The sequence below is a fragment of the Mycobacterium toneyamaense genome, assembly GCF_055384815.1.
In genome coordinates this window covers 2,436,274-2,460,243 of record NZ_AP040333.1, presented here as the reverse complement: position 1 = coordinate 2,460,243, position 23,970 = coordinate 2,436,274, and the positions used below count along the sequence as shown (strand labels likewise).

Here is a 23,970-nt window from a genome sequence, read left to right as displayed (position 1 = left end):
GTCGGGACAGTCATTTACCACCCGCCGGCGGGGCTACGGCGGCCACATACCGGCGTACCACCAGCTCTTCGGCCTTTTCGTCGGCCAACGGCCAGCACAGCAACGACAGTACAACCCGCACGATCCAGTCCGCGAGCAGCGGATCCGTGATGCCCGTCAGCTCGGCCGCCGCCTGCGAGAGCCGGGGTGAGTCGAAGTCGACGAGGGCTCCGCCACGCACCACACCCGAGGCCAGCGGGTCCGCCCGGACCACCCGCAGGGACGTCAGCACGGCCGCCGCGATCCGCTCGGGCCCGGTCTGCCCGGCCACCGCCTGCGCGATCTCCTGCCCGACCCGCATGACCGCACGCGCCAGCACCCCGTCTCGCAGCGCCTGTTTGCCGCCGACGTGCCGGTACACCGTGGCGCGCGAACACCCCACGCTGGCGGCGACCTCGTCGATGTTCAACCGGTCCAGGCCTCGGGCCGCGGCGCTCGCGGCCGCGGCGGCATAGATGCGTTCGATGCCCGCGTCGCGGCGGTCGGCGCCGATCAGCCAGTCCATCGGCCTGATACTAATCCATTGATTTGTCTCACAGCGAGACGAAATTTCTCAAACCGTCTGCATCACCGCAGCTCGCATACCGTGCGTGAGACAGCCGAATTCCGGCCTTGACATGCCGCTACGTGAGCCCAAAACTCAAGGCGTGCAACTAGTTTCAGATCTGCTCAGTCCGGCCACGCTGGACGATCCGTATGACTGTTATGCGCAGCTCCGCCTGGCCGGTCCGGTACACCGCGTGCCCGGCACCGACTTCTATCTGGCCACCACCTGGGATGCCGTACAGGAAGCCGTCGGCCGCCCGGCGGACTTCTCCTCCAACCTGACCGCCACGCTGGTAAATGCCGGAGCGCAGAACGGGACGGTTCGGCCGGGAACCTTCGACATGGGAGCCGTCGACACCGCCGGACATGTCCTCGCCACCGGCGACGACCCGCGTCATGCGCACGAACGCAAACTGGTGCTACCGGCGTTGGTGGCCAAGAGGATTCGGGCCCTCGAGCCGGCGATCGCCGACATCGCCCGGCAGCTGTGGGACGACGCGGCGGTCGACGGCCGCATCGAGTGGATGTCCGCCATCGGCGACCGCCTGCCGATGACGCTGGTGGCCAGGCTCATCGGGCTGCCCGACGGCGACGTGCCGCAGCTGGTGCAGTGGGGCTACGGCAGCACCGAACTGCTCAGCGGCGTCTTCGACCTCGAGCACATCGGCGCCGCCGTCGAGACGTCGGCACAACTCGCCGGCTACCTGTACGCCAAATTCGCTGAAGCACAGGCGAATCCGGGCGACAACCTGCTCGGCGACCTCACCCGCGCGGTGGCCCAGAACACCGTCACGGCCGAGGTGGCGGTGCTGATGCTGCTGCAATTGGTCGGCGCCGGCGGTGAGTCCACCGCCGGGCTGATGGGCAACGCGGCGCGGCTCCTCGCCACCCACCCCGACGTCCAGGAACAGGTGCGCCGCGACCCGCAACTGGTGCCCGCCCTCCTGGAGGAGACGCTGCGACTGGAGTCGCCGTTTCGCAACCATCACCGGCACATCCGGCGGGACACCACGCTGGCGGGTGTTCCGCTGCCCAAAGACGGTCACCTGCTCCTGCTCTGGGGGTCGGCAAACCGCGACCCGGCGGCCTTCGACGACCCCGACCGGCTGCAACTGGGCCGGCCGAACCTGCGCAATCACCTGGCGTTCGGGAAGGGCCTGCATTTCTGCGTCGGCGCGGCGCTGGCCCGCACCGAGGCCCGCATCGGGATCACCACGCTGCTCGAGGCCACCAACTGGTTCGAGCTCGCCGGCGCCGAATGGGTGCCGAGCCTCATGGTCCGCCGACACCTACGACTGGAGCTGCGCTACCGCTGACCGTCGCCGGCGGCGCCACCGGCGTCGTCCCGCACCATCCGCACCGACACATGCGGCAGCCGCTGCCCCGGCTTGCGGCTGAAGCTGTACTCCCACGACAGTCCACCCCACAGCTGCCAGCCACGGCGACGCGAGATCAGGCACAGTCCGGCCCCGACCGCGGTGCCCACCAGGACGCCGGTCTGCGCCAGCCCGAGGTTCCAGAACCCGGCCACCACCGCGCTGGCCGCGAGCGCGCTCGTCGCGTACAGCGTGTTGCCACCGAAAATCTGCGGAACCCGGTGCGTCGTGAGATCCCGCAATGCGCCGCCGCCGACCGCCGTGATGGTGCCCAGCAGCAGGGCCGGCACCCAGCCGAGCCCCAGCGCCAACGTCTTCTGCGCACCGGCGGTCGCCCAACAACCGAGGGCCAGCGCGTCCACGTAGGGAAACACCGCCTGCCAGCCGCGACCGCCGATCGGCATCAGGAACGCGATCGCCGCGCCGATCACCGCGCACAGCGCGTAGCGAAAGTCCGTGAGCGCCACCGGCGGTCCGTGCTGCAGCAGGGTGTCGCGGATGATGCCGCCGCCCAGCCCGGACAGCAGTGCCAGCGTCAGGAAACCGATCGGATCCATGCGCTCGTCGCGGGCGACGATGCCGCCCAGGATCGCGTTGGTCAGGACGCCGGCCAGGTCGATGACGGCGAACAGCTCGCCGAGGGTCGGCACGGGCTATTCGGGCAGGCGCAGCTCGGGCTTCTCGACCTCTTCGATGTTGACATCTTTGAAGGTGATGACCCGGACCTGCTTGACGAACCGCGCCGGCCGGTACATGTCCCAGACCCAGGCGTCGGCCAGACGCAGCTCGAAGTAGACCTCTCCGTCGGCGTTGCGCGGGATCAGCTCGACGCTGTTGGCCAGATAGAACCGCCGCTCCGTCTCGACGACGTAACTGAACTGCCCGACGATGTCCTTGTACTCGCGGTACAGCGAGAGCTCCATCTCGGTTTCATACTTCTCGAGATCCTCGGCACTCATCGGCACAGACTCATCAGTTCAGCGGTCCTTCGGTTTACTCGGTGTTGCAGGGCCATGTCTTGTTCGGATCGGCGGCCGGTTCCCATTTTCCCCTACCCGGATCGGCAGCGCTGCCCTATCGCCGGGTTGGCAGCGAGCTTGCGCACATTGGCGAACGAGAACCGGTGTTCGGGGCAGGGCCCCAGTTCGGCCAGCGCCGCGGTGTGGGCAGCGGTGCTGTACCCCTTGTGTACCGCAAACCCGTAGCCCGGGTGCACGGTGTCCATCTCGACCATCAGGCGGTCGCGGCTCACCTTGGCCAGCACGCTGGCGGCGGCAATACAGGCCGCCGCGGCGTCCCCGCTGACCACCGGCAGCGACGGCACCGACAGGCCCGGCACCCGGAACCCGTCGGACAGCACGTACCCCGGCCGCACGGACAGGCCCGCAACCGCGCGGCGCATGCCCTCGATGTTGGCGATGTGCACCCCGCGCCGGTCGACCTCGACCGACGGGATGAACACCACGTGGTACGCGAGCGCGTAACGCCGGATCAACGGGAACAGCCGTTCCCGTTCGGCTTCGTTCAGCTTCTTCGAATCATCAAGGGCGGCCAGGCTTTCCAGCCGATTCGGGCCCAGCACGCAGGCCGCCACGACGAGCGGACCGGCGCAGGCCCCACGGCCGACCTCGTCGACCCCGGCCACCGGACCGAGGCCACCGCGGTACAGCGCCGACTCCAGCGTGCGCAGGCCCGCGGACTTGCGGATCACCGTGCGAGGCGGCCAAACGGACACCGAAGAACCTTATTGACCGGTCTGCGGATTGACCGTGACGACACCACCCCAGCGCGACGGCGGCCACGCGATGAACCGGGCCTTGCCGATCACGTTGGCGACCGGCACGGTGCCCGCGGTCGGGTCACCGGTGCACATCAGCGCGTTGATGGCGTCCGCCGGTGTGTTCGTGCAGTGCGCGCGCGAGTCCGCCGAGTGGGTGCGGTTGTCGCCCATCACCCAGAGCCGACCGTCCGGCACCTTCACCGGGCCGAACTCGTTGCCCAGGCACGGATTTGTCGCCGGGTCGACCATCATGGTCGCCGGGTCCAGGTACGGCTCCTTGAGCTTCTTGCCGTCGACCGTCAGTCCCGTCGAGTTGCGGCACTGCACGGTCTGACCACCCACGGCGATGACGCGCTTCACCAGATCGTTCTCATCGGGCGGCACGAAGCCGACGACCGAGAGCGCGTTCTGAATCCAGCGCATCGTCGGGTTGTCCGAACGGATCGACTTGTAGCTGATGTTCCAGTTCGGCGGGCCCTTGAAGACCACCACGTCGCCCGGCTCCGGCGAGCTGAACCGGTAGGTCAGCTTGTCCACCATGATGCGGTCGCCGACGCAGCCGCTGCAGCCGTGCAGCGTGGGCTCCATGGATTCCGACGGAATCAGGTACGGCCGCGCGACGAACGTCAGCACGAGGTAGTACAGCAGCACCGCAGTGACGACGAGGACGACGCCCTCACGCAGCGCGGCCAGCTTCGACTTCGGCTTCTCGTCGGCATCTTCGGCCTTGCGGGCCTCGTCTGCCTTGACCGAGTCGGCGGTCGCTGTCGTGTCGGCGTCGTCCGTCGCCGGACTGTCCGGAGTGGTGCTGTCTTCGCTTGGGCCGGTCACGGCACCAGGCTAATCAGCTCGGCGGAAGAGTCGCCGAACAAGCTCAGCGCTTTTCCTTGATCTTGGCCTTCTTGCCACGGAGCTCGCGCAGGTAGTACAGCTTGGCGCGACGGACGTCACCGCGGGTGACGACGTCGATGTGGTCGATGTTCGGCGAGTGCACCGGGAAGGTCCGCTCGACGCCGACGCCGTAGCTCTCCTTGCGGACGGTGAAGGTCTCACCGATGCCGCCACCCTGACGACGGATCACGACGCCCTTGAACACCTGGATGCGGTGCTTGTTGCCCTCGATGACCTTGACGTGCACATTGAGGGTGTCGCCGGGGTTGAAGGCCGGGATGTCGTCGCGCAGCGACGCCTGGTCGACGAAGTCCAGCGTTTTCATCGGTGACACTTCCTTGCTAACTCGCGGGCTACAGCCGCCGGACACCATGCGGCGCGACGGAAAAGCCATTCTCTTTACGGACGTTGGTCGGATGCCGTAGCGGGCGGGGACACATCCGAAACAGACGCCGACCCCGCGCCCAGCGCAGACAACTGCTCAATTGTGCCAGACAGCCGCCGGGTGACGAAATCGTGACCCCCGCCGGGCCGGTGCAGCCGACATCACACGCGGCACCGTCACAGTCGTCACACCCAACACACGTTTACCGGTTACGCTGATCAATCAGATTTTTATCCACCGTGATCTGAGGAGACCCATGCGCCCGCAGCACGTGAAGCTGCTGACCATCACCGCTGCCGCGGCAACGGTGATGCTCACAGCTGGTTGCGAGGCCAAGGTCTACGGGGCGCCGCCGCCGAACCGGATCGCGCTGACCGTCGTACCGGTCGTCACCGCCCTGGAGATGCCGGAGGCCCCGGCCACCGAGCCCGCCGCTGCCCTGGCGGGCCTCGATGCCCGCGAACGGACCGCCACCAGTGATGCGGCGGCGGCCGGCGCGTCGATGAGCGCCGCGGTTCTCGATCGCAACACCGGCCAGCTGATCGCCGCCGGCAACAAGTCCGCCATGCCCATCGCGTCGGTGGCCAAGTTGTTCATCGCCGACGATCTGCTGCTGCAGGAGGCGAAGGGCCAGATCGAGCTCACCGCGGCCGACCGTCAGTCGCTGGACACCATGCTGCGCTCGTCGGACGACTCCGCGGCGGAGGTGTTCTGGAATCGCAGCGGCGGCAACAGCGTCGTCAGCCGCGTCGCGGCCCGCTACGGGCTGACCGGGACCTCGGTGCCCTACGACGGCAAGTGGTGGAACACCATGAGCACCACCACCGACCTGGTGCACTACTACGACCAGTTGCTGAACGGCTCCGGCGGGCTCCCGCCCGAGCGGGCCAGCATCATCCTGGCCAACCTGGCCGCGTCCACGCCCACCGGCGCCGACGGCTACCCGCAGCGCTTCGGCATCCCGGACGGTCTGTACGGCGAACCGGTCGCGGTGAAGCAGGGCTGGATGCCGGATTGGGGCGGCAACAACTGGATGCACATGTCCACCGGCGTGATCGGCGCCGACCGGCGCTACGTCATGGCGATCGGCTCACTGCAGCCCACCGATGACGCCACGGCACGCGCGACCATCACCAACGCCGTGAAGACGATGTTCCCGGGCGGGCGGATCAACTAGCCGGGCTAGTCGGGCAACAGGTCCGGCCGGCGCTCGCGCGTCCGCTGCAGACCCTGTTCGCGGCGCCAGGCGGCGACCTTGGCGTGGTCGCCCGACAACAGCACCGGGGGCACCTCGAGGTCACGCCAGACCGGCGGCCGCGTGTAACTCGGCCCCTCCAGCACTCCCCCGACGTGCGCCGAATGCGAATCATCCTGGTGTGACGCCGGATTGCCCAGGACGTCGGGCAGCAACCGCACCACGGCCTCGATCATGACCAGCGCCGCGGACTCACCGCCGGGCAGCACGTAGTCACCGATCGAAACCTCTTCGACCCGCATGCGCCGGGCGGCGTCGTCGGCGACCCGCTGGTCGATGCCCTCGTAGCGGCCGCACGCGAACACCAGGTGCTTCTCGCCGGTCCAGCGGTGCGCGTGTTCCTGTGTGAACAGCCGGCCCGCCGGCGTCGGGACCACCAAAACCGTTTCCGGCGTGCAGATTTCGTCGAGGGCGGCACCCCAGACCGGCGCCTTCATCACCATGCCGGGCCCGCCGCCGTACGGCGAATCGTCGACCGACTTGTGGACGTCATGCGTCCAGTTCCGCAGGTCGTGCACACCGAGTTGGACGGTGCCGTTGGCGATCGCCTTGCCCGGCAGGGACTGCTGCAGCGCGTCGAGATACGCCGGGAAGATGGTGACGACGTCGATCCGCATGGGTATCAATCCAACTCGAGCAGGCCGTCGGGCGGATCGATCTCCACCAGACCGTCGGCCAGCGACACCGTCGGCACCATCGCGGTGACGAACGGCACCAGCACCTCGGCACCGGATTCCGTTCGGATGGACAGCAATTCGCCGCCCGGGGTGTGCAGCACCTCGGTCACCACACCCACGTCGACACCGTCGACGGTGCGGACCTTGAGGCCCTCGAGCTGGTGATCGTAGAACTCGTCGGGCTCGTCGATGGGCGGCAGGCTGGCGGAGTCCACCAGGAACAGCGTGCCGCGCAACGCATCTGCCGCATTGCGATCGTTCACACCGGCCAGCCTCACCAGCAGCCGCCCGCCGTGCTCACGAACGGCGTCGATCACATAGGTACGTTCGGCGCGCTCGATGCTACGCGCACCGGGCTTGCCACGCAGCGATGATCCCGGCGAGAAACGCTCGCCGGGATCATCGGTACGTACTTCGACGACAACCTCGCCGCTGATGCCGTGCGCCTTGACGACGCGGCCGACCACGAGGTCCATATTTACTGGTCGGTGTCCACCACGTCGACGCGGATGCCCCGGCCGCCGATGCCGGCGACCAGTGTCCGCAGCGCGGTGGCCGTGCGGCCGCCGCGCCCGATGACCTTGCCCAGGTCATCGGGGTGCACGTGCACCTCGACGGTACGACCGCGGCGGCTGGTCACCATGTCGACCCGGACATCGTCGGGGTTGTCGACGATCCCGCGGACCAGGTGCTCTACGGCGTCGACGACGACGCTGCTCATTCGGCGGGCGCTTCGGCCTCGGCCTCAGTGGCCTCGGCAGCCTCGGTCTCGGCGGCAGCCTCAGCCGCTTCTTCCTTCTTGTCCTTGCGCTTCTTCAGCGTGACGGCCTCGCCACCGGGGGCGGCGTCGGCGTTCGCCAGCGCGGCGTTGAACAGGTCCAGCTTGGACGGCTTGGGCTCCTTGACCTTCAGGGTGCCCTCGGCGCCCGGCAGGCCCTTGAACTTCTGCCAGTCACCCGTGATCTTCAGCAGGGCGGCGACCGGCTCGGTCGGCTGTGCGCCGACGCCCAGCCAGTACTGCGCGCGCTCCGAATCGATCTCGATCAGGCTCGGCTCTTCCTTCGGGTGGTACCGGCCGATGACCTCGATGGCGCGGCCGTCGCGGCGGGTGCGCGCGTCGGCGACGATGATGCGGTACTGGGGGTTGCGGATCTTGCCAAGCCGGGTGAGCTTGATCTTGACAGCCATGTTCTGCACTTCTCCTGATGATTGCCACGCTGCAATTCAGCGACTCGGGCGGATTGCCCGGTCCGGTCTTGCCTCACGTGTGTGACCGCCGCGCGGCGCATTGAACGGGTCGCGGACAGACAGCCGACCATTCTGCCAGAGCAGCCGCGACCGGCCCAAATCCCGTGAACGGCGACTCAGACCACCCGGTCGAAACACTTAGTCTCGACGCGGCGGGTCATACGCCAGCCCTCGGCGGTGCGGACGAACTCGTCCTCGTACCAGAGGCCGCAGAACAGCACCTGGGGCTGTGCGTCGGCGTCCGCCGCGGGCAGCACCATCGGGTTGAAACAGATGGTGCGTGACTTCGCGGTGTCGCCGGTGATGGTGACGTCGAAGTTGCCGAGCATGTGCGCATAGGCCGGGAAATTCGGCAGCACCTGCGCCAGCCATTCCTTGACCTCGGGGAAATGCCCGTCGATGCCGCCCATCGCGCGGTAGTCGATGTAGGCATCCGGCGTGAAAACCTTTGCCAGATCATCGAATTGGCGGGTATCGATGGCCGTCGAGTACGCGATCAACAGCTGTTGGATTTCCAGACGGTCCGAGATCTCTTCCAGACTCAGCATGAACCGATTGAACACCACCAGTAGGCTGCTGGCTCCATGGGAAGGTTCGCAACCGCCGTCATGGCGACCCTGACGCTCGTATTCCTCGGCGCGCCGCCGGTTGCGGCCGCTGACCCCGACATCCAGCCGGTCGGCACGGTACAGATCCCGGCAGGGCCGGCCCCGGCGTGGATCGTCGCCGACATGGACTCGGGCCAGATTCTCGCCGGACAGGACATCGACCTGCGGCATCCGCCCGCCAGCACCATCAAGACGCTGCTGGCGCTGACCGCGCTCAGTGAACTGCCGAACCTGGACGCGACCGTGGCCGGCACCGTCGCCGACACCCAGGTGGAGTGCAACTGCGCCGGTATCGTCCCCGGCCACGTGTACACCGCGCGCCAACTGCTGGACGCGGTGCTGCTCGCCTCGGGCAACGACGCCGCCAACGCCCTGGCCGACATGATCGGCGGCTACGACGTCGCCGTCGCGAAGATGAACGCCAAGGCCGCCGCCATCGGCGCCGTCGACACCCACGCCGCCACCCCGTCGGGCCTCGACGGCGCGGGCGGTTCGGGCTGGACCACTCCCCGGGACCTGGCCATCATCTTCCGGGCCGCGATGGCCAATCCGTACTTCGCGCAGATCACCGCGCAGCCCGCCGCGACGTTCCCCGGCAAGAACGGCAACGAGCAGATCGTCAACGAGAACCAGCTGCTGCAGCGGTATCCGGGCGCCATCGGCGGCAAGACCGGGTTCACCAACGCCGCCAAGAAGACCTACGTGGGCGCCGCCGACCGCGGCGGCCGCCGCTTGGTCATCGCGATGATGTACGGCATGGTGCGCGAGGGCGGGCCGACCTACTGGGATCAGGCCTCGCAGTTGCTCGATTGGGGCTTCGCGCAGGACCGCTCGGTCAGCGTCGGCTCGCTGTAGACCGAACCAACCGAGACCCGACCGGAATCTCGGCGCGAGCTGATCGCAGCCTGGGTTCCGTAGCGTCGGCGCTCGTGCGCAAACTGTTCACGGCGACCGCGCTGGCCCTCGGCACACTACTGGTGACGCCGATCGCCACACCGTCCGCGACGGCCGAACCCACCGGGCAACCCACGGGCGCACAGGCATTCGCCAACGGCCCGGCCAAAGCCTGGCTGGTCGCCGACCTCGATACCGGCCAGGTGCTGGCGTCGCAGGATCCGGGCGGCTCGTACGCGCCGGCCAGCACCATCAAGCCGCTGTTGGCCATGGTCGTCCTGGACAACCTGCGCCCGGACGCGCTGGGACGGGCCAACGAGTCGCACACCAAGGTCGAGTGCTCGTGCGTCGGGCTCAAACCCGGCCAGGTGTACTCGGTCCGCCAGCTCCTCGATGCCCTGCTCATGGTGTCGGGCAACGACGCCGCGAACATGCTGGCCGACATGCTCGGCGGCCAGCGCGTCACGGTGGCGGCCATGAATCGCAAGGCCGCGGCGCTCGGCGCCCGCAGCACCCGCGCCGGCTCACCGTCCGGACTCGACGGTCCCGGCTGGGAATCGCTGACCACGCCGCGCGACCTCGGGGTGATCTACCGGGCGGCGCTGACCTACCCGGTGATCGCCGAGATTTTCCGGCAGACGTCGGCGCAGTTTCCCGGCAAGACCCTGACCAGTCAGAACGAGCTGTTGACGGGGTACCCCGGCGATTTCGCCGGCAAGACGGGCTACACGGACCGGGCCCGCAAGACGTACGTCGGCGCCGCGCAGCGCGGGAACCACCGGTTGGTCGTGGTGCAGATGTACGGCACCGGCAATCTCTACCCGCAGGCGAGACAGTTGTTCGACTGGGGCTTCAGCCACTACACCTGAGTCAGTAGACCCGGCCGCGCAAGATCACCAGGTCGGGATGGTCGAGGACGCCCGGGAGTCGCGGATCGTCGGCGTAGCAGACGAGATCGGCCGAGGCGCCGTGCTCCAAGCCGGTGCGCTGCAACCACTTTCGTGCGTTCCAGCTTGCCGCGCCCAACGCGTCCGTCGGGCTCAGGCCCACCCGGCCCAGGGCGGCGACCTCGTCGGCGATGCGGCCGTGGGCGATCATCCCGCCGGCGTCGGTGCCCGCGTAGATGGGTACGCCGGCCTCGTGCGCGGCGCCGACGCGCTGCGGGCACGTCGCGTAGAGATCGCGCATGTGTTTGGCGTATGCCGGGAATTTGGTCGCCTTCTCCGCGATCCCGGGGAAGTTCTCGATGTTGATCAGGGTCGGCACCAGCGCCGTGCCGTGGGCCAGCATCAGCTCGATGATGTCGTCGGTGATCCCGGTGCCGTGCTCGATGCAGTCGATACCGGCGTTGATCAGCCCCGGCAACGCTTCCTCACCGAACACATGCGCCGTGACGCGCGCACCGTTGGCGTGGGCGGCGTCGATGGCTTCTTTGAGGATGTCGTCGGACCACAGCGGCGCCAGGTCGCCCACTCCCCGATCGATCCAGTCGCCGACCAGCTTCACCCAGCCGTCACCGCGCCGGGCCTGCTCGGCGACGTACTGCGGCAGCTGCGATTCGTCCTCGATGTCGATCGGCAACCCGGGCAGGTAGCGCTTGGGCCGGGCCAGATGCCGTCCCGCGCGGATGATCCGCGGCAGGTCGTCGCGGTCGTCGAAGTCGCGGGTGTCGACCGGAGACCCGGCGTCGCGCAGCAGCAGCGCACCGGCCTGGCGCTCGGTCTCGGCCTGGCGCTCGGCCTCGTCGAGTTCGACGGGGCCACCCGGACCGATGCCGACGTGGCAGTGCGCGTCGACCAGCCCGGGGATGATCCAGCCACCGTCGAAGATGGTGTCGGCGTTCGCGATCGGCTCGGCCGAGAGCACGCCCTGATGTATCCACCACTGCACCTCGTCGCCGTCGGGCAGTCCCCGACCGCGAATGTGCAGCGCCCGCACGGCGGCTACTTCTTCGGGAACTTCAGCTGTGACAGGTCGAAGTCGGCGAGGCCCGGCGGCAACTCGTTGAGCCCCTGCGGCATGTTCGACAGGTCCGGGAAACCGCCCGGCAGCGCGCTCGGGTCCAGACCGAACGGGTTGGCGGCCGCCTTCGGCGCCGTCGGGCCGCGTCCGCCCTTGCGGCCCTTGCCGGCCTGCTTGTTCTTGCCCTTGGCGGCCTTGCGAGAGCTCTTGCGGCCGAACGGCATTCCCATTTGGCCGGCCATCTGCGACATCATCTTGCGGGCCTCGAAGAAGCGGTCGACCAGCTGATTGACCTCGGCCACCGTGACACCGGATCCATTGGCGATGCGCAGGCGCCGGGAGGCGTTGATGATCTTCGGGTCGGACCGCTCGGCGGGGGTCATGCCGCGGATGATGGCCTGGATGCGGTCCAGGTGGCTGTCGTCGACGGCCGCCAGGGCGTCCTTCATCTGACCGGCACCGGGCAGCATGCCCAGCAGGTTCCCGATGGGACCCATCTTGCGGATCATCAGCATCTGCTCGAGGAAGTCCTCGAGCGTCAGTTCACCGGAGCCGATCTTGGCGGCGGCCTCTTCGGCCTTCTTCTGGTCGAAGACCTGCTCGGCCTGCTCGATCAGGGTGAGGACGTCGCCCATGCCCAGGATGCGGGACGCCATGCGGTCCGGGTGGAAGACGTCGAAGTCCTCGAGCTTCTCGCCGGCCGACGCGAACAGGATCGGCGCGCCGGTGACCTCGCGCACGGACAGCGCGGCACCACCACGGGCGTCGCCGTCGAGCTTGGTCAGCACGACACCGGTGAACCCGACGCCCTCGCGGAAGGCGTTGGCGGTGGTGACGGCGTCCTGACCGATCATGGCGTCGAGGACGAACAGGGTCTCGTCAGGCTTGACGGCGTCGCGGATCGCGGCGGCCTGGGCCATCAGTTCCTCGTCGATACCGAGGCGGCCGGCGGTGTCGACGATCACGACGTCGAAGTGCTTGGCCCTGGCCTCGGCCAGACCCGCGGCGGCGACCGACACCGGGTCGCCGGTGGTCATCTGGTCGATGGTCACGCCGTCGGGCGAGACTCCCGGGTGCGGTGCGAAGACGCTGACGCCGGCCCGCTCACCGACGATCTGCAGCTGGTTGACGGCGCCGGGGCGCTGCAGGTCACACGCGACCAGCAGCGGCGTATGTCCTTGATCCTTGAGCCATTTCGACAGCTTGCCGGCGAGGGTCGTCTTACCGGAACCCTGCAGACCGGCGAGCATGATGACCGTCGGCGGGGTCTTGGCGAACGCCAGCTGGCGCGTCTCCCCACCGAGGATGCCGATGAGCTCCTCGTTGACGATCTTGACGACCTGCTGCGCCGGGTTCAGCGCACCGGAGACCTCGGCGCCCTTGGCGCGTTCCTTGATCCGGCCGATGAACTCGCGCGTGACCGGCAACGACACGTCGGCCTCGAGCAGGGCCAGGCGGATTTCGCGGGCGGTGGCGTCGATATCGGCGTCGGTCAGCCGGCCCTTGCCGCGCAGACCCGACAGCGCACCGGTCAACCGGTCGGACAGGGATTCAAACACGGGGTTAAGCCTAACTGCAGCGCCCGTCGCCGGTACTTCGGCACCACCGTCCCCTTGACACGGCGATACCCGGGCGCGCAGTATTTCATCACATGATGAATTCATTGCTTGATGAATTAACGAGGAGCCTGAGATGACCACCATGAACAGCGCTGACGTCGTCGTTGTCGGTGCCGGCCCGACGGGTCTGGCGTTGGCGTGCGAACTGGCGATGCGCGGCGTCGCGGTTCAGTTGCTCGAACGACGCCGTGACATCCCGAACATCACCCGGGCCTTCGGCGTGCATGCGCGGACGCTGGAACTGCTGGACGCCCGCGGCCTGGCCGACGAACTCGTGCAGCGCGGGCTCCCCGTCCAGAGCGTGAGCCCCGTCCCGGGCGCCGCGATCAACCTGCGGGAATTGCCCACCCGCTACCCCATGGTGCTGATGGCACCGCAGAGCCTGACCGAACGGGTGCTGACCGCACGCGCCATCGAACTCGGCGTCGAAATCCGTTACGGCGCCGAAGTTGCGGGTCTGACGCAGGACAAGGACGGCGTCACCGTGCGCCTCGCCGACCACAGCACGGTGCGCGCCGGCTACCTCGCGGGCTGCGACGGTGCCCACAGCGCGGTGCGCACGATGCTGGGCATCGGGTTCGCCGGCAAGCAGTACCAGACCCACATCCTGCTGGCAGACGTCCAGCTGACGAGCCCGCCGGCCGGCGGGCTGGCTGCCGCGAACAGTCCCGACGGCGTCGTGCTGCTGGTCCCGTTCGGCGACGGCTGGTTCCGCGCCATCGCGTGGGACCGCACCCGGGAAGACGTGCCGCTCGGCGAACCGGTACCGCTTTCCGAGATCACGGGCTCACTGCGCCGCATCGTGAAAACGGACTTCGGCGTCAGCGAGATGCGCTGGAGCACCCGGTTCCTGTCCGAGCGACGCCAGGCCGACCGCTACCGCGTCGGCCGCTGCTTCATCGCCGGCGATGCGGCGCACGTCCACTCGCCGCTGGGCGCACAAGGCATGAACACCGGCATCCAGGATGCGATGAACCTGGGCTGGAAGCTGGCGTCGGCCGTCAAGGGCACCGCACCGGCCTGGCTCCTGGACAGCTACCAGAGTGAACGCCATGCCGTCGGCGCCAACGTGCTCAAACTGACCGATGCGTTCAATCAGCTCGTCCTGGGCCGCAGCCTGCCGCGGCGACTCCTGCGGCGCATCGCGATCACCGCGCTCCTGAGCACCGGGCCCACCAGGCGTGCCATGGGCGGCCGCCTCAGCGGAATCGCCATCAGTTATCCCCGCAAGCGCGACGATCACCGTTTGGTCGGGCGCCGCATGCCCGACATCGCGTGCGCGGGCACCCGGGTCTACGAACTGCTACGTGACGGCCGATTCCTACTGCTGACCAAGGGCGGTCTGACGCTCGACCGCACCGACGTCACCTGCGCGGTCACCGGCGATGACCAATTGCCGCCCGCCGTGCTGATCCGGCCCGACGGTTACGTCGCGTGGGCCGGCGAGGCCACCGACGCCCCGGCCGCCGTCCGGAAGTGGTGCGGCAGCGCGGAACTCGCTAACTCACCTCGGCAGTGATCACGGCAGGCTTGACCGGCGCGGGCGCGGGCAACACCGCATACAGATCCTGTTCGAACGCTGCCCGGGCCTCGGTGGCCGTGAAGTCCTCCGGCACCACCAGACCGAACGCGTCGACGACGGTGGCGCCCAGCGTCGTCACCTTGGCCCAGGCCACATCTGCGCCCTTGCGCTCGACCACAGCGGCCAGGCGGGCGAGCAGGCCGGGCCGGTCGGCGCTACGGATCTGCACGACCAACTCGTCGTCCGAGGACCCCTCGAACCACCGCACGCGGGGCGGCGCGACCGTGTGGTAGCCGGGCACGGCCGCCGGAACCTCGCCGGCGCGCCGGGTCGGGGCCGGAGTTTCCTCGTCCCGCTGCTCGAGCGCGGCGATCACGTCGAGATCGCCGTCGAGCGCCAGGATGAACTGCTGACGCAGCAGTTCCGCGGCCGGCGGGGAGCCGAAGTGTGGTGACACCACGAAGGTGTTGATCGCCAGTCCCTCATGGCTGTTGACCGACGCCGAATGCACCCGCAGCGAGTGCAGGGCCAGCACCCCGGCCGCTTTCGACAGCAGACCGCGCCGATCCGGGGCGAGCATCGTGACGTTGAACAGGTGCGCACTGTCCGCCGCGGTGAGTTCGACGTGGACACCGCTCTGACTGGCGCGCGAAAGCAGTTGCGGATCAATGGGATCGGGGTGCGGCAGGTCCTCCCCCGCCATCATCAGCCGGCACCGCCGGACCAGATCGCCGATCAGGGAGGCCTTCCAGTCACCCCACACGCCGGGACCCGTGGCGAGCGAATCCGCCTCGGCCAGCGCGTGCAGCAGCTCCAGCAGCAGCCCATCGCCACCCAGTGCGTCGACCACCGATGCAATGGTGTTGGGGTCCTGCAGATCTCGACGCGTCGCGGTCTCCGGCAGCAGCAGGTGGTAGCGCACCATCTTGACCAGCACCTCGATATCGGCCGGCCACAAGCCCAGCCGGATGCCGATCTGATTGGCCAGTTCGGCTCCGATCACACTGTGGTCGCCGCCCCGGCCCTTGCCGATGTCATGCAGCAGCGCACCCAGCACCAGCAGATCGGGCCGGTCCACGCGGGTGGTGAAAGCGCTTGCCCGGGAGACGGTTTCGATCAGATGCCGGTCGACGGTCCAGATGTGCACGACATCACGTGGCGGCAGGTCGCGGATCGCGCCCCACTCCGGGAACAACCGGCCCCACAGCCCGGTCCGGTCCAGGGCCTCCACGGTGGCCACCGCACCCGGCCCGGCGGCCAGCATCACGAGCAGGTCGTTGAGCGCTTCTTTCGGCCACGGCGCCCGCAATTCGGGCGCCGATTCGGCCAGCCGCGCCAAGGTCGATCCCGCGATGGGCAGTCCGTTGGTGGCTGCCGCGGCGGCCACGCGCAGGATCAGGCCCGGGTCGCGCTGCGGTTTGGCGTCGCGGGCCAGGATGACCTCGCCGCCGAATTCCAGTACACCCTCGTCCAGCGGCCGCCGGACGGGTCGTTTGAGTGCCGCAAAGCCTCTGCGCGGCAAGGCATTCCCCGCGGTCCGCACGCCGGCGTCCACGTAGAAGCTGATGGTGCGGGCGGCATCGCTGATCATGCGGGCCAGGTCGAAGCGGTCACCGATGCCCAGTGCGGCGCCGACCTCGTCGGCGTACTGGGCCAGCACCATCTCACGGCCCTTGTGCGAGACGCGGTGGAGCTCGGTGCGCACGTTGAGCAGTGCGAGATGCGCGTCGCCCAGCGTGCCGATGGGCGACGCCACGGACCGGCTCGGGTAGACGTCGGCCAACTGCGCCATGGCCAGTGCGTTGAGCAGCTGCACGTCGCGCAGCCCACCGCGGCCGTTCTTCAGATCCGGTTCGGCGCGGTGCGCGATCTGACCGGAACGTTCCCACCGCGCCGCGGCGTGTTCGATCAATTCGGTGAAGCGGGAGGTGATCCCGGTCCGCCATTGCCGCCGGGCGCCGCCGACCAACAGGGACGACAGATCCGAATCGCCCGCGATGTGCCGGGCGTCGAGCATGGCCAGCCCGGCGGAGACGTCGCCGGCCGCGGTCTTGAGTGCCTGCGGCACCGTCCGGACGCTGTGGTCGAGGTGAATGTTGGCGTCCCACAACGGGTACCAGAGCGCCTCGGCGACCTCCGTGACAGCGGCCTGCGGCAGGTCGTCGTGCAACAGCATCAAATCCAGGTCCGAGTACGGCAGCATCTCCCGGCGCCCGAGACCACCGGTCGCCACTATGGAGAAGCCACTGGTCTCGGTGATACCGATCTCGGTTGCCTTTGCGGCAAGCCAGAATTCGTACAGATCAACCAGCGCCTCGCGCAACGCCACCGAATCGAGGCGGCGTGCGCCGCCGTTGAGCAACTGCTCGACAGCAGCACTCAGGTCGCTGGCCGGACGGGTTGATCCCGGTGCCGAAGCAGACGAAACCGAAGGATCGTCGGCTCCGGCAGCGGAATCTGGTGTCTGCATTGTCATCTGGTGGTCAGCCGACGTCAGATGGCGTCGCTGCCCCGCTCACCCGTACGGACGCGCACCACGGTCTCGACAGAGGTGACCCACACCTTGCCGTCACCGATCTTGCCCGTCCGTGCGGCCTGCACGATGACATCCACGACCTTGTCGACCGACGCGTCGTCGACGATGACCTCGACCCGCACCTTGGGCACGAAGTCCACCGAGTACTCAGCACCGCGGTAGACCTCGGTGTGGCCCTTCTGGCGGCCGTAGCCCTGCACCTCGCTGACGGTCATCCCGAGGATTCCCATTTGCTCCAGACCGGTCTTGACGTCTTCGAGCGTGAACGGCTTGACGATCGCCGTGATCAACTTCATTTGATCAATTCCTTCCAAATAACCGCGGTACTCGTGGATGTCACCGTAAATCCTTCCCGATCACGCGAATTCATAAGCGGTTTCCGCGTGTTCGGCCTCGTCGATACCGTTGGCCTCGTCCTCCTTGTCGAGGCGGAGGCCGATGGTGTACTTGACGATCAAGGCCAAGATAGCGGTAACGATCGCCGAGTAGCCAAGGACCGCGAACGCGCCGACGGCCTGACGCCACAGCTGGTCGAACCCACCACCGTAGAACAGACCCGCCACAGCGGCCGGAGCCTCCTTGGTGGCCACCAGGCCGACCATCAGGGTGCCGAACAGACCACCGACCAGGTGAACGCCCACGACGTCGAGCGCATCGTCGAAGCCCAGCTTGAACTTCAGTCCGACCGCGAGAGCGCAGACCACACCGGCGCCCGCGCCGATCGCCAGCGCGCCGATGACATTGACCGACGAGCAGGACGGGGTGATGGCCACCAGGCCGGCCACGATGCCCGACGCCGCGCCGAGCGAGGTGGCGTGGCCGTCACGAATCTTTTCCGTCAGCAACCAGAACAGCATCGCGGCGGCGGTCGCCACGGTGGTGGTGATGGACGTCGAGGCGGCGACACCGTCAGAGGTCAGTGCCGAGCCGGCGTTGAAGCCGTACCAACCGAACCACAGCAGGCCGGCGCCCAGCATGACGAACGGCAGGTTGTGCGGACGCATCGGAGTGGTGGGCCAGCCCGAGCGCTTGCCCAGGATGATGGCCAGCACCAGGCCCGCGGTACCGGAGTTGATGTGCACCGCGGTACCACCGGCGAAGTCGATTGCCTTGAGCTGGTTCGCGATCCAGCCACCGTGCGTGGCCGTGATGCCGTCGAAGGCGAAGACCCAGTGGGCGACCGGGAAGTAGACGAAGGTGGCCCACAGCCCGGCGAACAGCAGCCAGCCGCCGAACTTGAGGCGGTCGGCGACCGCGCCCGAGATCAGGGCGACGGTGATGATGGCGAACATCAGCTGGAATGCCACGAACACCAGCTGCGGGATGGTCCCCGCGAGCGGAATCTGCACCGCCGCAGTGGTTCCCGCGGGCAGGTGCGCAACGAGCGAGTTGCCGCCGATGAGTCCCTTGAGTCCCCAGTACTGGGTGGGATCCCCGACGAAGCTCCACTTGTCATTGCCGAACGCCATCGAGTAGCCGTACAGCACCCACAACACCGTGACGACACCCATGGCGCTGATGCTCATCATGATCATGTTGAGCACGCCCTTACGGCGCACCATGCCGCCGTAGAAGAACGCCAGACCCGGTGTCATCAACAGCACGAGCGCTGAACTCACCAGCATCCATGCGGTATCACCGGTGTCCGGCGTGCCCAAGATAGGGAATCCATCCACTGGCCGCTTCCTCCTTAACCCATGTCACAGGCAGACGCCGATGACCTAGGCCAGAACTTTGCGCATCGGTTGTTTCGCCGACGGCGCGCGGGCGTTTCACGTATGTGAACGGATCGACCAGTTACGTTTCGGCGCGGTTAATGCCCTCTTCGCAGGCCCTGGCCTGCTCTGTGAGTTCCTGCCCGGCGGACACAAAACTGCCCTATTCCGGGTGGAATAGGGCAGTTTCGGGTTCTGAAGGCGAATGGCAGCGACTAGCCCAGGAGCGCGTCGACGAAGGCGGCGGGCTCGAACGGCGCCAGGTCGTCCGGACCCTCACCGAGGCCGACGAGCTTGACCGGTACACCGAGCTCCTGCTGTACCCGGAACACGATGCCGCCCTTGGCGGTGCCGTCGAGCTTGGTCAGCACCACGCCGGTGATGTCGACCACCTCGGCGAAGACCCGGGCCTGCGGCAGGCTGTTCTGGCCGATGGTCGCGTCCAGCACGAGCAGCACCTCGTCGACCTTGGCGCGCTTCTCGACGACGCGCTTGACCTTGCCCAGTTCGTCCATCAGACCGGTCTTGGTGTGCAGCCGGCCCGCCGTGTCCACCACGACGACGTCAGCGCCCGCTGCGATGCCCTTGTCGACGGCGTCGAAGGCGACCGAGGCCGGGTCCGCGCCCTCGGGGCCACGCACGGTGTCGGCGCCGACGCGAGCACCCCAGCTCTGCAGCTGGTCGGCTGCCGCGGCACGGAAGGTGTCCGCCGCGCCGAGCACGACGCGACGCCCGTCGGCGACCAGCACGCGGGCCAGCTTGCCGACCGTGGTGGTCTTGCCGGCGCCGTTGACACCGACGACGAGCAGCACCGACGGCTTGTCGGCGTGCGGCAGCGCCTTGATGGACCGGTCCAGGTCGGTCCGCAGTTCCTTGATCAGCACCTCGCGCAGCACGGCGCGGGCGTCGGCCTCGGTGCGCACGTTGGCCTCTGCCATGCGGCTGCGCAGCGCGGTGACGACCGATTCGGTGGCGACCGGGCCCAGATCGGCGATGAGGAGGGTGTCTTCGATGGTCTCCCACGAGTCCTCGTCGAGGTCGCCACCGCCCAGCAGGCCCAGCATGCTGCGCCCCAGCGTGGTCTGCGACTTGACCAGGCGGCCACGCAGGCGCTCCAGCCGGCCGGCGGTCGGTGCGATCTCGTCGCGCGGCGCAACCTCGGGTTCGGGCTCGGGCTCGGGCTCGGGTTCGGGAACTGCCTCGGGTTCCGGCGCTGCCTCGGGTTCGGGCGCGACGGTCGGCTCGGGTTCGGCCACCACTTCCGGCTCGGCGACCGCTTCCGGTACGTCGGCGACCGCTTCCGGCTCGGTCACGATCTCCGGCTCGGGCAGCTGGACGTCGGCGATGGTGCGCTTGCGCGAGTCTCGCGGAATCTCGGCGTCGTCGCCGACGGTCGGCAGCTTCTCCGCGGTGTCCGAACTACTGAACGTGATGCCTGATGACGCCGTGTAGCCGCCGGACCGGTCGAGCTTCGGCGTCTCCTCCGGCGCGGACAGCGAAATCCTGCTGCGCCGGTAGCGGACGAATCCGACCACCAGAGCGGTGACAACGAGAACAGCAACGATCGCTATCGCGATCCAGAGACCTTCCGACACCGTGCCATTCTGTCAGCCGCACCAAGTTCTGCCGCGGGTGGCAGACGTCCTCCCGGCCGGTGCAGATCGGCACAACGATCGTCTCGGGCGGCGACGCCAATCGATCTGGGTGCTCACCGTGGTGGTGGGATGCCGTTTTCAGCGGGTTGGCGTTGCTCGGTGGATACCGGTGCCGCCGCGGCTTCGGCGGTTTCTGCGGCTTCGCGTTCTTGGCGTTCTTTGCGCCGGCGGGCGAAGGCTTCTTGGGCGGCTTGGCGCTCGTCGATGTCGGCTTGGTTGAGGGCACGTTCGTAGGCGATCTGCTGAGCCTGGTTCTGGGCGCGGGTGCGGCGCCGGATGGGCATCATCACACCCCGGCCGGGAGCCGCGGTGATGTCCAGATCGGCGATGTCTGGTGGTGGGTTCGGCAGCGGGGTGTCGGTGACCGTGCGGGGAAACAGGATTCGACTTTCGGGCACGCTGATGTAGGTGTGACCGGTGGGCGCGGTCCACACAATCGTCCCGTCAGGCTGTTGACGGTCCTGCCACCCATCCGGCCCGCCGTAAAACGTTTTCAGCAGATGGTGTTTGCGGCACTTCGGGCTCAGGTTGCCCGGATGCGTCGACCCCACCGGCCACGCAATCGTATGGTCCACATCGCAGGCGGTGGCAGGCTGATCACAGCCCGGGAACATGCACGTCATCGCCCGCACCCGCACGAACTCATCCATCGCCGCCGACGGCCGATACCGCGACACCGCGTCCAGATCCGCAGCCGAAGCCACGGTGCGCACTTTCGCGCCCCGGGCCACCAGGTCCGCCAGCACCGCCGGGGGCACCACACCGCCGCCGAGGACATAACCGACCGGTGTGCGCACCGGCGCCGGGGGCTTGGTAGAAGTCGGAGCGGAAGTCCGGACCGGCGGGTGCGCCGCATGAGCTTCAGGGGTGGGCATGGGCGCCAGGTCATCCGCCGGCGCGGGCTCAGGCTCAGGTTCGGGCGTGAAGACCGGCTCAGGCGCGGGATTCGGTTGTGGTGCGGGATCCGGTTCTGGCACCGGGGTCAGCGGCGCGGCTGGATCCCCGTGCAGCAGCGGATCCGCCACCGGCACCGGCAGCCGATCGGTGAGCACATGAATCACCACCGCCGCCACCCGCGCATCAGGCCCCGCCGCCGGACAATCCGGATTGCCACACTGGCACACCAACCGATCCCCACGAGCCGCCAACACCCCCAACGCGTCAGCCCGCCGCTGCCCGAACGTCCGCGGATCGTCCTCACACACCTGCCGGGCCATCTCGTCCAGCACCCGATCCAACAGATCGGCATCGGTGGCCAACAGCGCACCCCAGATCGACGCCACCCCGGTCTCATCATCGGGCTTGCCCACCCCGACCCCACGCCGGCGCGCAGCCGAGCGCACCTTGATCACCGCAGCCGGGTCGAACTTCTGCACCCAACCATCGATCTTGCGTTCAATCTTCTTGCGCGACAACCCCGCCCACTCCGACAACGCCCCCGCCAACGCAACATCGATCACCGCCAGCGTATTGGGATCCTCCACCAAACGGGTACGCCAACAGATCGCGCCGACCGTCCGCGCCGACACCCCACCGTCGGCGAACACCGCCGCCACCCGCGGCAACCGGAACCGCAACGCGACCGCAATCGACAACTGCCCCGACGCTTCACGCTTCCCGATACCCAGCGCCGCCCCCACCTCGGCGACCGCAGCATCCCACCCATCACAGGCCCACCACTGCCGGCCATCTTCGTCATCGACACGCAACGCCACCAGATCAGCGATCGCCCGGAACTTCCCGCACTCAGCGACATTCGACACCCGCGCGAAATGCACCACCGCATCGACCACAGAGGCATCGTGAACCAGCACACCGCCGGCCCCGACACCCACATGTTCGAACATGTGTGGCGCTCCACGGGTTTTCGTGGGCGCCTTTGCGCTGTTCAGGGGCTATTTTAGGTTGTGCGCCTGGGGTTTTGAGCGTGTCGGCGGCGAGTTGAAGGACGCGCACGCGGTGTCCCTCTAGGTTTCGGGGTTACCACACCAACCTCAACCGCCAGGAACGATCCGCGTGCGCGTCAGTACTGCATTTAACCGAATACTTCAGGTCCCCGGAGCCAACGTCACCGATGTCACCATCGGCGACCGCGATATCGAAGTCACCGTCGGCCTTAAAGCCCGCTCGATGCGCTGCCCGTGCGGCAAACGTGTGCGGGCCGGTTATGACCGCCGGCGCCGGCGCTGGCGCCATGTGGATCTGGCCTGCAAGAAACTGTGGCTGGTCTACGACATCCGCCGCACGAACTGCCCACGCTGCGGCATCGTCACCGAGCAGGTGCCGTGGGCTCGTCCCGGTGCCCGATTCACCCGAGACTTCGAAGACACGGTGCTCTGGCTGGCCCAACGCACCGACCGCACCACCGTGGCCACGCTCATGCGGTGCGGCTGGGAATCGGTCACCGCCATCATCAACCGCGGTGTCGACGAACTGCTCGACCAACGACGACTCACAGACCTGTACCGGATCGGCGTCGACGAAATCTGCTACCGCCACCCGCACAAATATCTGACCATCGTCGGCGACCACGACACCGGCACCGTCATCGGAGTCCAGCCCGGACGCAGTGAAGAATCGCTATCGAAATTCTATGAACAACAACCTGATTCGACACTAGAGACGATCACCGCCGTGAGCATGGACGTGAGCAAGGCGTTCCGCGGAGCCACCCGAACCCACCTACCGGAAGCCACCATCTGCTTTGACCCGTTCCACATCATGCAATGGGTCAACCGGGCATTGGACCGGGTCTTCGCCGCCGCCGCCAGCGGACCGGACAAAGTCGCCATGACCTCAGCGCAGTGGCGCCAGACCCGATGGGCGCTGCGCACCGGCGAAAACAAACTCACCGACAACAAACGTGAACTGGTCAACCAGATCGCCCGCGCGAACCGTCACGTCGGCCGGGCCTGGGCCCTCAAAGAACAGCTGCGCGACCTGTATCGACTCCCACACGAACCCGGTGTCGCCCGTCAACGACTCAAAGCCTGGATCACCGCCGCCAAACGCAGCCGTATCCCGTCCTTCATCGAACTCGGCAAACGACTACAGGAACACTTCGACGCCGTCATCGCCGCCGTGGAACTCGGCATCTCCAACGCCCTCCTCGAAGGCATCAACGCCAAAATCCGACTCATCAACGCCCGCGGCTACGGCCACCACTCCGCCCGAACACTGACCTCAATGATCTATCTCTGCCTGGGCGGGCTCCACCCTCAGCTACCCACGAGAAGGTGAGGAGTAGCACATGTGTTCGAAC

24 protein-coding genes are annotated in these 23,970 nt (G+C 67.8%); 6 read left to right on the top strand and 18 right to left on the bottom strand.

From position 1 onward, the window contains the following. Positions 1 to 10 precede the first annotated feature (10 nt). The gene (locus ACZ5IQ_RS11870; RefSeq protein WP_464481303.1) at positions 11 to 544 is read right to left on the bottom strand and encodes a TetR/AcrR family transcriptional regulator; all 534 of its coding nucleotides are present in this window, start codon (positions 542 to 544) and stop codon (positions 11 to 13) included. Positions 545 to 686: 142 nt separating this feature from the next. On the opposite strand from ACZ5IQ_RS11870, the gene ACZ5IQ_RS11865 reads away from it, so the two are divergent. Further along, on the top strand, positions 687 to 1,901 hold the full coding sequence (locus tag ACZ5IQ_RS11865; protein WP_464481302.1) for a cytochrome P450: 1,215 nt from the start codon (positions 687 to 689) through the stop codon (positions 1,899 to 1,901). Here the strand turns inward: ACZ5IQ_RS11865 and ACZ5IQ_RS11860 are convergent. The 5 genes from ACZ5IQ_RS11860 to rplS all read right to left on the bottom strand — a co-directional run bounded on the left by ACZ5IQ_RS11860 (position 1,892) and on the right by rplS (position 4,957). Further along, positions 1,892 to 2,611 carry a trimeric intracellular cation channel family protein gene (locus ACZ5IQ_RS11860; protein WP_464481301.1) on the bottom strand — a complete coding sequence of 240 codons (720 nt, stop codon included), beginning with the start codon at positions 2,609 to 2,611 and terminating at the stop codon, positions 1,892 to 1,894. The genes ACZ5IQ_RS11865 and ACZ5IQ_RS11860 overlap by 10 nt on opposite strands. A 3-nt stretch (positions 2,612 to 2,614) precedes the next feature. Continuing rightward, on the bottom strand, positions 2,615 to 2,920 hold the full coding sequence (locus tag ACZ5IQ_RS11855; RefSeq protein ID WP_003893809.1) for a DUF2469 domain-containing protein: 306 nt from the start codon (positions 2,918 to 2,920) through the stop codon (positions 2,615 to 2,617). A 92-nt stretch (positions 2,921 to 3,012) separates the two neighbouring features. Next, the gene (locus ACZ5IQ_RS11850; protein WP_212811888.1) at positions 3,013 to 3,696 is read right to left on the bottom strand and encodes a ribonuclease HII; all 684 of its coding nucleotides are present in this window, start codon (positions 3,694 to 3,696) and stop codon (positions 3,013 to 3,015) included. Positions 3,697 to 3,705: 9 nt separating this feature from the next. Further along, positions 3,706 to 4,572, bottom strand: a complete 867-nt coding sequence (gene lepB / locus ACZ5IQ_RS11845; protein WP_464481300.1) for a signal peptidase I — start codon at positions 4,570 to 4,572, stop codon at positions 3,706 to 3,708. A 43-nt stretch (positions 4,573 to 4,615) separates the two neighbouring features. After that, positions 4,616 to 4,957 carry a 50S ribosomal protein L19 gene (rplS, locus tag ACZ5IQ_RS11840; protein WP_020103768.1) on the bottom strand — a complete coding sequence of 114 codons (342 nt, stop codon included), beginning with the start codon at positions 4,955 to 4,957 and terminating at the stop codon, positions 4,616 to 4,618. 316 nt (positions 4,958 to 5,273) lie between these two features. Between rplS and ACZ5IQ_RS11835 the strand changes: the two genes are divergently transcribed. Continuing rightward, positions 5,274 to 6,194 (top strand): serine hydrolase, encoded by a 921-nt coding sequence (locus ACZ5IQ_RS11835; RefSeq protein WP_212811890.1) that lies wholly within the window; start codon positions 5,274 to 5,276, stop codon positions 6,192 to 6,194. A 5-nt stretch (positions 6,195 to 6,199) separates the two neighbouring features. Here the strand turns inward: ACZ5IQ_RS11835 and trmD are convergent, their stop codons facing one another. From trmD to ACZ5IQ_RS11810, 5 genes are all read right to left on the bottom strand, one after another. Continuing rightward, entirely contained in the window at positions 6,200 to 6,889 is a 690-nt protein-coding gene (trmD, locus tag ACZ5IQ_RS11830; protein ID WP_212811891.1) for a tRNA (guanosine(37)-N1)-methyltransferase TrmD, read from the bottom strand. 5 nt (positions 6,890 to 6,894) lie between these two features. Further along, positions 6,895 to 7,425: a ribosome maturation factor RimM gene (gene rimM, locus ACZ5IQ_RS11825; RefSeq protein WP_212811892.1), complete on the bottom strand. Its 531-nt coding sequence runs from the start codon at positions 7,423 to 7,425 to the stop codon at positions 6,895 to 6,897. Between the two features lie 2 nt (positions 7,426 to 7,427). Then, entirely contained in the window at positions 7,428 to 7,670 is a 243-nt protein-coding gene (locus ACZ5IQ_RS11820) for an RNA-binding protein (RefSeq protein ID WP_003881089.1), read from the bottom strand. Beyond that, the gene (rpsP, locus tag ACZ5IQ_RS11815; RefSeq protein ID WP_029105754.1) at positions 7,667 to 8,137 is read right to left on the bottom strand and encodes a 30S ribosomal protein S16; all 471 of its coding nucleotides are present in this window, start codon (positions 8,135 to 8,137) and stop codon (positions 7,667 to 7,669) included. The genes ACZ5IQ_RS11820 and rpsP overlap by 4 nt, the downstream gene beginning before the upstream one ends. A 176-nt stretch (positions 8,138 to 8,313) precedes the next feature. Next, positions 8,314 to 8,745: a nuclear transport factor 2 family protein gene (locus ACZ5IQ_RS11810; protein ID WP_064979066.1), complete on the bottom strand. Its 432-nt coding sequence runs from the start codon at positions 8,743 to 8,745 to the stop codon at positions 8,314 to 8,316. Positions 8,746 to 8,781: 36 nt separating this feature from the next. On the opposite strand from ACZ5IQ_RS11810, the gene ACZ5IQ_RS11805 reads away from it, so the two are divergent. Both ACZ5IQ_RS11805 and ACZ5IQ_RS11800 read left to right on the top strand, forming a co-directional pair. Further along, the gene (locus ACZ5IQ_RS11805) at positions 8,782 to 9,660 is read left to right on the top strand and encodes a D-alanyl-D-alanine carboxypeptidase family protein (protein ID WP_212811893.1); all 879 of its coding nucleotides are present in this window, start codon (positions 8,782 to 8,784) and stop codon (positions 9,658 to 9,660) included. Between the two features lie 74 nt (positions 9,661 to 9,734). Then, positions 9,735 to 10,568, top strand: coding sequence for a D-alanyl-D-alanine carboxypeptidase family protein (locus tag ACZ5IQ_RS11800; RefSeq protein ID WP_212811894.1), 834 nt, complete (start codon positions 9,735 to 9,737; stop codon positions 10,566 to 10,568). A 1-nt stretch (position 10,569) separates the two neighbouring features. Here ACZ5IQ_RS11800 and ACZ5IQ_RS11795 read toward each other — a convergent pair whose 3' ends face one another. Further along, positions 10,570 to 11,637, bottom strand: a complete 1,068-nt coding sequence (locus ACZ5IQ_RS11795) for an amidohydrolase family protein (protein ID WP_212811895.1) — start codon at positions 11,635 to 11,637, stop codon at positions 10,570 to 10,572. Between the two features lie 5 nt (positions 11,638 to 11,642). Continuing rightward, complete coding sequence (gene ffh, locus ACZ5IQ_RS11790) at positions 11,643 to 13,220, bottom strand: signal recognition particle protein (protein ID WP_318985977.1); 1,578 nt, start codon at positions 13,218 to 13,220, stop codon at positions 11,643 to 11,645. A 133-nt stretch (positions 13,221 to 13,353) separates the two neighbouring features. On the opposite strand from ffh, the gene ACZ5IQ_RS11785 reads away from it, so the two are divergent. Further along, complete coding sequence (locus tag ACZ5IQ_RS11785; protein WP_464481299.1) at positions 13,354 to 14,799, top strand: FAD-dependent monooxygenase; 1,446 nt, start codon at positions 13,354 to 13,356, stop codon at positions 14,797 to 14,799. Here ACZ5IQ_RS11785 and ACZ5IQ_RS11780 read toward each other — a convergent pair. The 5 genes from ACZ5IQ_RS11780 to ACZ5IQ_RS11760 form a co-directional block, all read right to left on the bottom strand. Then, entirely contained in the window at positions 14,780 to 17,278 is a 2,499-nt protein-coding gene (locus tag ACZ5IQ_RS11780; protein WP_464481298.1) for a [protein-PII] uridylyltransferase, read from the bottom strand. The two genes, ACZ5IQ_RS11785 and ACZ5IQ_RS11780, sit on opposite strands and share 20 nt — an antisense overlap. A gap of 17 nt (positions 17,279 to 17,295) precedes the next feature. Beyond that, complete coding sequence (locus ACZ5IQ_RS11775; RefSeq protein WP_020103781.1) at positions 17,296 to 17,634, bottom strand: P-II family nitrogen regulator; 339 nt, start codon at positions 17,632 to 17,634, stop codon at positions 17,296 to 17,298. A 60-nt stretch (positions 17,635 to 17,694) separates the two neighbouring features. Further along, the gene (locus ACZ5IQ_RS11770) at positions 17,695 to 19,014 is read right to left on the bottom strand and encodes an ammonium transporter (protein ID WP_464481297.1); all 1,320 of its coding nucleotides are present in this window, start codon (positions 19,012 to 19,014) and stop codon (positions 17,695 to 17,697) included. Positions 19,015 to 19,268: 254 nt separating this feature from the next. Further along, on the bottom strand, positions 19,269 to 20,648 hold the full coding sequence (gene ftsY, locus ACZ5IQ_RS11765; protein WP_464481296.1) for a signal recognition particle-docking protein FtsY: 1,380 nt from the start codon (positions 20,646 to 20,648) through the stop codon (positions 19,269 to 19,271). Between the two features lie 113 nt (positions 20,649 to 20,761). Continuing rightward, positions 20,762 to 22,555: an HNH endonuclease signature motif containing protein gene (locus tag ACZ5IQ_RS11760; protein ID WP_464481295.1), complete on the bottom strand. Its 1,794-nt coding sequence runs from the start codon at positions 22,553 to 22,555 to the stop codon at positions 20,762 to 20,764. Between the two features lie 169 nt (positions 22,556 to 22,724). On the opposite strand from ACZ5IQ_RS11760, the gene ACZ5IQ_RS11755 reads away from it, so the two are divergent. Next, positions 22,725 to 23,948 carry an ISL3 family transposase gene (locus ACZ5IQ_RS11755; RefSeq protein ID WP_212806588.1) on the top strand — a complete coding sequence of 408 codons (1,224 nt, stop codon included), beginning with the start codon at positions 22,725 to 22,727 and terminating at the stop codon, positions 23,946 to 23,948. Positions 23,949 to 23,970: the final 22 nt, after the last annotated feature.

Coding starts and splice junctions, on each gene's coding strand:
- ACZ5IQ_RS11785 (WP_464481299.1), top strand. CDS start 13,354: ATGACCACCATGAACAGCGCTGACGTCGTCGTTGTCGGTGCCGGCCCG.
- ACZ5IQ_RS11805 (WP_212811893.1), top strand. CDS start 8,782: ATGGGAAGGTTCGCAACCGCCGTCATGGCGACCCTGACGCTCGTATTC.
- ACZ5IQ_RS11810 (WP_064979066.1), bottom strand. CDS start 8,745: ATGCTGAGTCTGGAAGAGATCTCGGACCGTCTGGAAATCCAACAGCTG.
- ACZ5IQ_RS11835 (WP_212811890.1), top strand. CDS start 5,274: ATGCGCCCGCAGCACGTGAAGCTGCTGACCATCACCGCTGCCGCGGCA.
- ACZ5IQ_RS11775 (WP_020103781.1), bottom strand. CDS start 17,634: ATGAAGTTGATCACGGCGATCGTCAAGCCGTTCACGCTCGAAGACGTC.
- ACZ5IQ_RS11855 (WP_003893809.1), bottom strand. CDS start 2,920: ATGAGTGCCGAGGATCTCGAGAAGTATGAAACCGAGATGGAGCTCTCG.
- trmD (WP_212811891.1), bottom strand. CDS start 6,889: ATGCGGATCGACGTCGTCACCATCTTCCCGGCGTATCTCGACGCGCTG.
- ACZ5IQ_RS11760 (WP_464481295.1), bottom strand. CDS start 22,555: ATGTTCGAACATGTGGGTGTCGGGGCCGGCGGTGTGCTGGTTCACGAT.
- ACZ5IQ_RS11780 (WP_464481298.1), bottom strand. CDS start 17,278: ATGACAATGCAGACACCAGATTCCGCTGCCGGAGCCGACGATCCTTCG.
- rimM (WP_212811892.1), bottom strand. CDS start 7,425: ATGGACCTCGTGGTCGGCCGCGTCGTCAAGGCGCACGGCATCAGCGGC.
- rplS (WP_020103768.1), bottom strand. CDS start 4,957: ATGAAAACGCTGGACTTCGTCGACCAGGCGTCGCTGCGCGACGACATC.
- rpsP (WP_029105754.1), bottom strand. CDS start 8,137: ATGGCTGTCAAGATCAAGCTCACCCGGCTTGGCAAGATCCGCAACCCC.
- ACZ5IQ_RS11820 (WP_003881089.1), bottom strand. CDS start 7,670: ATGAGCAGCGTCGTCGTCGACGCCGTAGAGCACCTGGTCCGCGGGATC.
- ACZ5IQ_RS11870 (WP_464481303.1), bottom strand. CDS start 544: ATGGACTGGCTGATCGGCGCCGACCGCCGCGACGCGGGCATCGAACGC.